This is a genomic window from Neorhizobium fuzhouense, assembly GCF_042611105.1.
GTDB classification, from domain to species: domain Bacteria; phylum Pseudomonadota; class Alphaproteobacteria; order Rhizobiales; family Rhizobiaceae; genus Neorhizobium; species Neorhizobium galegae_A.
In genome coordinates this window covers 1-7,085 of the sequence record NZ_JBHFFP010000029.1, presented here as the reverse complement: position 1 = coordinate 7,085, position 7,085 = coordinate 1, and the positions used below count along the sequence as shown (strand labels likewise).

Below are 7,085 nucleotides of genomic sequence, written 5' to 3'. Positions count from 1 at the left end.
TTGGCAAATCGCCTCGATCACTTCATCGGTTGGCTTTATAGGGATGAGCGCGTAGCCTTTTGACACCACCACATGTGATGAGGGTGGGGGGCTGGAAAGTACGGAGGCGACCGCGCGTGCAATATCTCCGGCCCGAACGTTGCCTATGATGCGGGCCTCTGGAACCCATGCGCGGGCACACTCCAAAACGGCGGCAAGAACTTCTGAAGTCGTGCCGTTGTCGGGCGCCGTTACTGCAGCGAGCTTGTGTTCCACAAGCATTTCTTTGTCTTCCCCGGTCATGCCTCGTTCCTCCAGAATTTCTGGCGCAGGGCTTCGTTTTCGGCCTTGATGCGCTTGATCTCGATGACGAGGGTTTCGTAGCCGTCGCGGTACTTGCCGGCCACATTGGCGTGGAAGGCGAAGGCAACGGCGATTGCGAGGGCCATCCACCAGCCGCCGATTGCGAGAACCCATGCAAGCACGGTGTCATCATCCGGCATGCGGGTGGTGACTTCGGAAAAGCTTGCGGCGTTGGAATCGCTGGAAACGTAAATCCAGATGGCGGCGGCGGCGATGCCGATGAGGCCAATGCGGAAATAGGGAGGGGGTGTGTTTTCCATGGCGCTCACACCTTCTGTTCGGCAGGCGCCGTGCAGGCGGTGGTTTCCGCCTGAAGCGCGATGATGCCGATGGAAAAAGCAAGGGCAATGATCAACCCGGCGCTGACCAGCGACATCGCCCGCAGGCGGCGGCGCAAGCGCTCATTTTCATACTGCAACAGGCTTTTGCTGCTGACGGGTTTGCGGCGCGGGCCGGGGTCATCTGTGATGAAGGGCTCCATGGCTCAAACCCTCGCGGCGGCTGCCAGCCGCGCCTCGAACACGACAAGACGCGAGCCGGCCAGATAGAGCGACAGGGGCGCAAGGACCGAAAGCGCGACGATGAGCGCGAGGCCGAGCGCTACGGCATTGAACTGCCAGACCGGTGCGGCGCGGCGCGGGGCGACGGGCAGGGCCGGCACGCGGGCGCCAAAGGGATTTTCTCGAATGCTGGATACCATGGGATAAGATCTCCATCCGTTTGAGGTGCCGCAGCGGGCGGGCTGCGGCAGGGGCAAGCGGATCAGGGTTGCGGGTGACAGGTGACGTTTTCCGCCGGCATGCGCACCACGCGCCAGCCTGGCGGAAGAGATACGGATTGACGAAGGCTGCCATCGTCTGCCACCTCGACATGCAGGCGAAATTCCGCCGTGTTGGCCGGGGGTGCACGATGAATGCCAAAGAAATTCAGGATCACGCCCAATGGGCTATTGCGCTTGCCGTTCTTGGAGCGGCCATTGCCGCGCCCGCCGGGGCCACGGGCCAGAACAATGCATTTCTCACCGGGCTTGGCCTCTGCCTGTTCGGCATTGGCGAAATGCGGAACCGACAGATACAGGAAGTGGTGCATTTCGGCAGTTTTGGTGAGCCCGCCTTCAAGCTGACCGGCCATCCACGGCGAAACACCGTGATTGGCAACGTGCTCGATTGCCTCGGCGCTGGGCTTTTCCTGCTTGGCCTGTGGCGCATTGTTGTTGTGTAAAACACTCACGGCGATCTCCATCCGTTTGAGGTGCCGCAGCGGGCGGGCTGCGGCAGGGGCAAACGGATCTTGATCAGGCGGTCTCGCGAACCATCTCGGCCACGGCATGGGCATTACGTGCCTGACTTTCCAGGCTGAAACCTGCCGCCAGGAGCTGCTGCTGCGTCATCGGGCCACGATCCTGGTAGAGGCGCAGCATCTCGGCGCGATCCTGGTGGTCCTGTTGAGTGAGTTTGGTCTGCACGGCATTCTCTCCATAAATTTCAAGGCGCAAACCTGCCGCCGCGCGCCATGGGCGTTGCGCGGGGGTCGGCGGCAGGACTTGCTTGAAGCCGGGTGAGCGTTTCGAGGCGCCCGGCATGGGGAGACTTGTTGCATAAGTTGCAACTTTTGTAAAGGCACTTTAGTTGCGCAACGCGCAACTCTCGTTCGTGCCTCGATCAACCTGTAGCCATCGCGATAATTGCGCGGCATATTTGGCTATAACTTTGGTTGTTTTTGAGGAGGGAATAATGTGGATGCGAGTGGGTATTTTCTGCAGCGTTGCTTTTTTATTTTGTGGGTTTGAGGGGGCGCTCGCAGCCCCTTTGGATGAGTGCAGAGCCATAGATTCCGCGCTTGATCGTCTGGCTTGTTTTGACAAGGTGAGCGGCAGAACTCCTGAGGTGAGTTCTGCAGCGGTTCCTCAGTCTGATTGGAAAGTCACTGAGGAAGTGTCAAAGATGAATGACAAACGGGTTGTAATGGTCTCCGCAGAGTCCACCGAGACAATTGAGTGCGGTTATGGCCGTAAGGGAAAAATCAACCTGGTCATTCGCTGCATGGACGACGCCACGTCGCTTTATTTTGTCACGCCATGCCATGTGGCAAGCGGTTTTGGCGGCTACGGGCGGGTTGATATCAGGGCTGGTGATCAGAAGGCCGGCACCAGCGATATGGATGCATCTACGGATAATTCGGCAATTGGCCTCTGGAGCGGTGGAGAAGCGATACCGATAATCAAAAAGATCGCCGCCGAGCAACGCTTGCGAATAAGATTTACGCCATTCAGCGAAAACCCGGTTTTTGCTGAATTCCATACTGCGGGATTGAATGAGCCCTTAAGCAAGGTGAAGGCGGCATGTAGTTGGAAATAGTTAATCTCTAGTTCCGGTTTTAGTTGCTTCGAACATAAGTTTAAGCATGTTTATGGCGCGCTCCTTTTGCTCTTCTGTCTTATCTCTGAAGAATTTCGCCAACCAGTCATCGTCTGGATGGCGGTATAACCCATTAATATCTGTTCCAAATAAATGAGATAAAGCCTCTAGATATTCATCTTTAGGATTGACGCCCTTAAACCAGCGCGAAACGAGACTTTTATCAACATCGAGTTCGCTGGCAATATCGGCCTGCCTTAAGTGACGATGTTCGGCCCACTCCGGTATGAAGTGGATCCGGACCGGCGTTTTCCCACTGTGTATTTTAGTGACGTTGCTCATGGCGCAACTTTATCCGTAGTGCGAGCAACATTCGTTAGCTCAAGATGCACCAAAACCGCTTGCAGAAAGTTGCAGGTTATGCAACTAATTGCGGTATGGAAACCGTTTCGCCCATCGCTGCCTATCGAGATCGTAACGACAGAATGTCGCTCGACGCTTTTGGTGCGCTGTTTTCTCCGAGAGTAAACAAATCCACCGTTCTGCGTTGGGAGCGCCGAGGCGTTCCCGTGGAGCGTGTCGTTCAAATTGAACAGGTGACGGGAATTTCTCGCCACTCTTTGCGGCCTGACATTTTTGGTCGCTACCCAAAAGAGGCTGCCGAATGATGCGCCTCCAAACCCTTCCCCCCGCGCCGGTCTGTGTGACCTCTTCCGGCGCCACCTGCCAGCCGGCGCGATCCACCGCGACGGCTGGTCTTTTCTTCCGTGCAGATGCCTTCCGGCTGCGCGGTTGCTCCTGCCAGCTTCCCTTCCTCCCGGCTGGCAGGAGCGATTTTTTCCAGATGGGTGCCGGTGACCGGCGCTCTGCGGCCACACCGGGCTCCCGCCCACGGCCTGGTGTGGCCGCTTTCCCTTTGCGCACGGCAAGCGGACCTGCCGATGCGGCAAAACAGACCCGCCGGGGGTTTCGGTTTTGCGTCCCCGGCGGGGCGGGTTTTGGTGTGGTGCGGTCATGCGGGCCTCCTGTGATGTGACGCCTATGCGATAGCCGGTCACATCCGGCGCATCACGGAATCAATTGCTCTTTCATTTTTCCTTGACCTGTTTTGCGGGGTGTTTTCATGCGCGCTTTTTTTGATGAGGCGGGGCCTGCGCTCAAGGCTGCGACGGTTGCTTCGATTTCCGCCGTGGGCGGGGTGAGTCATGCTTCGCGGCTGCTTGGCATCGGCACGGCAGCGCTTTCCAAATATTCTTCTACATCCGGCGAATGGGCAAACAGCTTCATTCGCGTTGATCTTGCCGCCGCACTCGACCGGGCGGCGGGCCATGATTTCATCACCTCGACGATGCGCGGGCTGGTGGATGGCGAAAAGCCCGCGGGCTTTGGCCAGCTGACGGCGCTTGCCGTTTTGCGGCTGGATGGCGTGCTGGACGACGTGGTGCGCGAGGTGGCGCAGGCGATCGAAGACGGCCATGCCGATGCCTGCGAGCGCCAGGCGGTGCGGGCGCGCATTGTGCCGGCCATGCGTGCGCTTGCCGCCCTCGATGCGCTGATGGCGGGGCTGTAAGCATGGAGCGGGGGGAGGAGAAGGGCGCAAGCAAAAGGCCGACGCCGGACGAGGCGGCAGAAGCCGTTGCGACGGCGGCCGCGACATGCATTGACGCAGGCCTTGATGATGATGACGCCATTTTGGGCTTTCGTGCAGTCTTGAAAAACCTGCGCGCCCGGCTCTCGACGATGAGAGCGCACTGATGGCGATCCGCTATTCCACCGCACGATACATCGAACAGGTTGCCGCCCGCGAGGGCGGCATGACTGCGTTTGAAGAGTATTACACCACGGATTTCGACGCCGGTCTGGACCGCGTGGCTGCCATGCACATTGAAGGCGGGCGCGACTGGCGAAACCGCGTGCGGCGCCAGCTGGTGATGCGCGGCGGGGTTTCGCTGTTCTGGCAGGGCCGCCCGGCAGCGGGAGGGCAGGCGTGATGCCGGAGACCGCTCGCCAGCAATTTCTAACACTGCGGGTTGCCTGCCCGCAGTGCCGTGCACCGCGCGTGGCTGCCCTTGAGGGGCAGGACGAGGCGCATTTCGAATGCGGCGGGCATTTTTCGCTGACGCAGGAGACGGGGTTTTCGGTGGTTTATCCCTGCCCATCGCGCGCGCTGATGACGGCGCATCTCTGGAACATTGAAACGAAGGAGGTGCGCTGATGCAGCGCTTTTACAGCCTTCCACAGCGCCAGGCCGTGGCCGAGATGCGCGCCCGCATTGCCCGCGAGATCGAGACACACCGGGCGCTGCGCATTCGCGAGGCGCAGACGGCGCGCGTGCTGGAGCTTTGGCACACGGGCGGCCTTTCGACGCTGTGCATCGCGCAGCAGCTGGCACTCGATGAGGCGCATGTGTGCGCGCTGATCGAGGAAGCCGAAACGGGATCTTGCAAACAGGGGAGTGGGGTTTGATGGGTGTTTGGGTGAAAAAACCGTATGCCATTCCGAGCCCGCGCGGGCTTGAGGTTTTGCGCGCAGCGGTGGCCGCTGGCCGGTTTGAGGAAGACAGCCGTTCTGACCGCAACATTGCGGTGAAGCTGAATGCGCTGGGTTATCTCGACCGCGACCGCAAGCTGGCCAGCCTTTGGTTTGCGACCGAAAAGGCTGCCGACATGCTGGCATGGCTGGATACGCAGACGGCGGATGCGGTGGCGCTGGTGGTGGAAGAGCAGCAGGCGGCGGCAGCCGTTCCGGCGGTTGTTCTCTCGGGCGATGCATCCGAGATCGTCATGCTGGTGGAGCGGTCGCGGCGCGCGCTGGATGATGGTGATGTGACGGCGGCCATGCTGCTTTCCGGCGGGGCCTACGAGCAGGCGAAGGCGGCGGGCGGTTATGCGGCCAAGGTGAAAGCCTCGCGCCAGCTGATCGACAAATTTCGCGCCATTCAGGCGGATGCGCTGAAGGTGGAAACGTTTGCGCATATCCGTCTGGCCGACATGGTGGACGAGGCGCAAAACCGGGGGCAGCTGGCAAAGCCGGGGCGCAAATCAAATATTCTGGATGAGAATATTTTGACGCTTTCCGATTTCGGGCTGGATGCCAAGCAGGTGCATGAAGCGCGCAAGCTTCGCGAGGCCGAGCGCGAGACGCCGGGCATTGTGGAGCGGGCGATTGATGCGCGCGTTTCCGGCGGGCTTGCACCGACGCGGGCCAGCCTTCGCCATGCGATCGGCACCCAATCCGCGACGAAGGAGGAGCGCGGCGACGACCTTTATGAAACGCCTGTCGAGGCCATGCGGGTTCTCCTGGCGCTGGAAAGCTTTTGCGGGCCGGTGCTGGAGCCGAGCGTGGGGCGCGGGGCGATTCTACGCCCGCTGGAGGCGGCAGGTTACGAGGTTATGATTTCCGACCTGGTGGACCGGGAGATAACCACAGCGCATGGCGAATGCCAGATGGTGGGGGATTTTCTGGCCTCCACCGGCATGGCGGACGCGGGCCGGCATGGGCCTGACATCGTGACGAACCCGCCCTTCGGCATTGCCAATGCCTATATCGCGCACGCGCTGAAAGCGCACCGTCCGCGCAAGATGGCGATGCTTTTGAACTTCAACTTTGCCGCCGGCTTCGACGATCCAGACCGGTGTTTTGTGATGGATGAGAACCCGCCGACGCGGATCTATGTGTTCACGCGCCGCCTGCCGATGATGCACCGCGACGGCTGGGAGGGAAACAAGGCCTCCAGCCAGATGAACACGGCATGGTTCGTGTGGGAGGCGAATGACGACGGCTCCTATGGCGATGGTTATCCGCGGCTGATCCGAGTCAACTATTCCGATTTCGAGACGGCGCCCGCACTGGCGCCCGGGGCAGGGGGCAACATCGCGCCCGCCGGTTTGAGCTTTCGGGCGGAACCGGATGAGTTTGCCCGCGAAACGCCGCGCAAGACGGCAGAGGAGCGGGTGAGCGAGGAATTTGCCCGCGCCATGGCCTTTGCCGCCCAACACAAGGTTTTCGATCTGGCTGGCCTTCGCAAGGGCATTGCCGTGCGCCCGCTGGTGGCGGAGGCGCTGGTGGCCGACATGGTGGCGCGCGGGGTGATTGCCGCTGACGGGGATGGGTATGTGATGACGGATGCCGGGCGGATGGCGGTGGCCGAGACGGTGGATGTACAGGCTCTGGAGGTGGCGGCATGAACGCGCATATTCCGACACTTTTTGCAGGCACCATTCTGGCGGGCCTCGCCCTCGCAGCACCAGCTAGCCGTCCGCTGATCATCGACAGCTTTGCAGGCGGCGGCGGCGCTTCCACCGGCATCGAGCAGGCGCTTGGCCGCTCGCCGGATTATGCCATCAACCACAATGAGTGGGCGCTGCGCCTGCATGAAGTGAACCA

At 60.7% G+C, this 7,085-nt stretch carries 14 protein-coding genes and 1 pseudogene; 8 read left to right on the top strand and 7 right to left on the bottom strand.

Translation table 11 applies throughout. The features are described 5' to 3' along the window. The 6 genes from ACEXP3_RS24560 to ACEXP3_RS24535 form a co-directional block, all read right to left on the bottom strand. On the bottom strand, positions 1 to 282 hold a 282-nt coding region (locus tag ACEXP3_RS24560), incomplete at its 3' end, for a hypothetical protein (RefSeq protein ID WP_377299799.1). Then, positions 279 to 602, bottom strand: a complete 324-nt coding sequence (locus ACEXP3_RS24555; protein WP_377299798.1) for a hypothetical protein — start codon at positions 600 to 602, stop codon at positions 279 to 281. The genes ACEXP3_RS24560 and ACEXP3_RS24555, both read right to left, overlap by 4 nt. Positions 603 to 607: 5 nt before the next feature. Then, a complete protein-coding gene (locus ACEXP3_RS24550) occupies positions 608 to 823 on the bottom strand; it encodes a hypothetical protein (RefSeq protein ID WP_377299797.1) in 216 nt (71 codons plus the stop codon). A 3-nt stretch (positions 824 to 826) separates the two neighbouring features. Continuing rightward, positions 827 to 1,042: a hypothetical protein gene (locus tag ACEXP3_RS24545; RefSeq protein ID WP_377299796.1), complete on the bottom strand. Its 216-nt coding sequence runs from the start codon at positions 1,040 to 1,042 to the stop codon at positions 827 to 829. Positions 1,043 to 1,104: 62 nt separating this feature from the next. Then, the gene (locus ACEXP3_RS24540) at positions 1,105 to 1,572 is read right to left on the bottom strand and encodes a hypothetical protein (RefSeq protein WP_377299795.1); all 468 of its coding nucleotides are present in this window, start codon (positions 1,570 to 1,572) and stop codon (positions 1,105 to 1,107) included. A gap of 64 nt (positions 1,573 to 1,636) precedes the next feature. Then, the gene (locus tag ACEXP3_RS24535; RefSeq protein WP_377299794.1) at positions 1,637 to 1,807 is read right to left on the bottom strand and encodes a hypothetical protein; all 171 of its coding nucleotides are present in this window, start codon (positions 1,805 to 1,807) and stop codon (positions 1,637 to 1,639) included. Between the two features lie 268 nt (positions 1,808 to 2,075). Here ACEXP3_RS24535 and ACEXP3_RS24530 point away from each other — a divergent pair, with 268 nt between their 5' ends. Next, a complete protein-coding gene (locus ACEXP3_RS24530) occupies positions 2,076 to 2,699 on the top strand; it encodes a type VI secretion system-associated protein TagO (RefSeq protein WP_377299793.1) in 624 nt (207 codons plus the stop codon). On the opposite strand, the gene ACEXP3_RS24525 is transcribed toward ACEXP3_RS24530, so the two are convergent. Continuing rightward, complete coding sequence (locus ACEXP3_RS24525; protein WP_377299792.1) at positions 2,700 to 3,041, bottom strand: helix-turn-helix domain-containing protein; 342 nt, start codon at positions 3,039 to 3,041, stop codon at positions 2,700 to 2,702. 59 nt (positions 3,042 to 3,100) lie between these two features. Here ACEXP3_RS24525 and ACEXP3_RS24520 point away from each other — a divergent pair, with 59 nt between their 5' ends. From ACEXP3_RS24520 to ACEXP3_RS24490, 7 genes and pseudogenes are all read left to right on the top strand, one after another. Further along, positions 3,101 to 3,367 carry a YdaS family helix-turn-helix protein gene (locus ACEXP3_RS24520; RefSeq protein ID WP_377299791.1) on the top strand — a complete coding sequence of 89 codons (267 nt, stop codon included), beginning with the start codon at positions 3,101 to 3,103 and terminating at the stop codon, positions 3,365 to 3,367. Between the two features lie 455 nt (positions 3,368 to 3,822). Continuing rightward, on the top strand, positions 3,823 to 4,269 hold the full coding sequence (locus tag ACEXP3_RS24515; RefSeq protein WP_377299790.1) for a hypothetical protein: 447 nt from the start codon (positions 3,823 to 3,825) through the stop codon (positions 4,267 to 4,269). Between the two features lie 184 nt (positions 4,270 to 4,453). Beyond that, positions 4,454 to 4,690 carry a hypothetical protein gene (locus ACEXP3_RS24510; RefSeq protein ID WP_377299789.1) on the top strand — a complete coding sequence of 79 codons (237 nt, stop codon included), beginning with the start codon at positions 4,454 to 4,456 and terminating at the stop codon, positions 4,688 to 4,690. Further along, a complete protein-coding gene (locus ACEXP3_RS24505; protein ID WP_377299788.1) occupies positions 4,690 to 4,914 on the top strand; it encodes a hypothetical protein in 225 nt (74 codons plus the stop codon). The genes ACEXP3_RS24510 and ACEXP3_RS24505 overlap by 1 nt, the downstream gene beginning before the upstream one ends. Next, entirely contained in the window at positions 4,914 to 5,165 is a 252-nt protein-coding gene (locus tag ACEXP3_RS24500; protein WP_377299787.1) for a hypothetical protein, read from the top strand. Before ACEXP3_RS24505 ends, ACEXP3_RS24500 begins: the two co-directional genes overlap by 1 nt. Before the next feature lie 11 nt (positions 5,166 to 5,176). Beyond that, positions 5,177 to 6,886, top strand: coding sequence for a hypothetical protein (locus ACEXP3_RS24495; protein ID WP_377299786.1), 1,710 nt, complete (start codon positions 5,177 to 5,179; stop codon positions 6,884 to 6,886). Then, positions 6,883 to 7,085 (top strand): annotated as a pseudogene (locus ACEXP3_RS24490) (DNA cytosine methyltransferase); the annotation flags it as partial. The gene ACEXP3_RS24495 and the pseudogene ACEXP3_RS24490, both read left to right, overlap by 4 nt.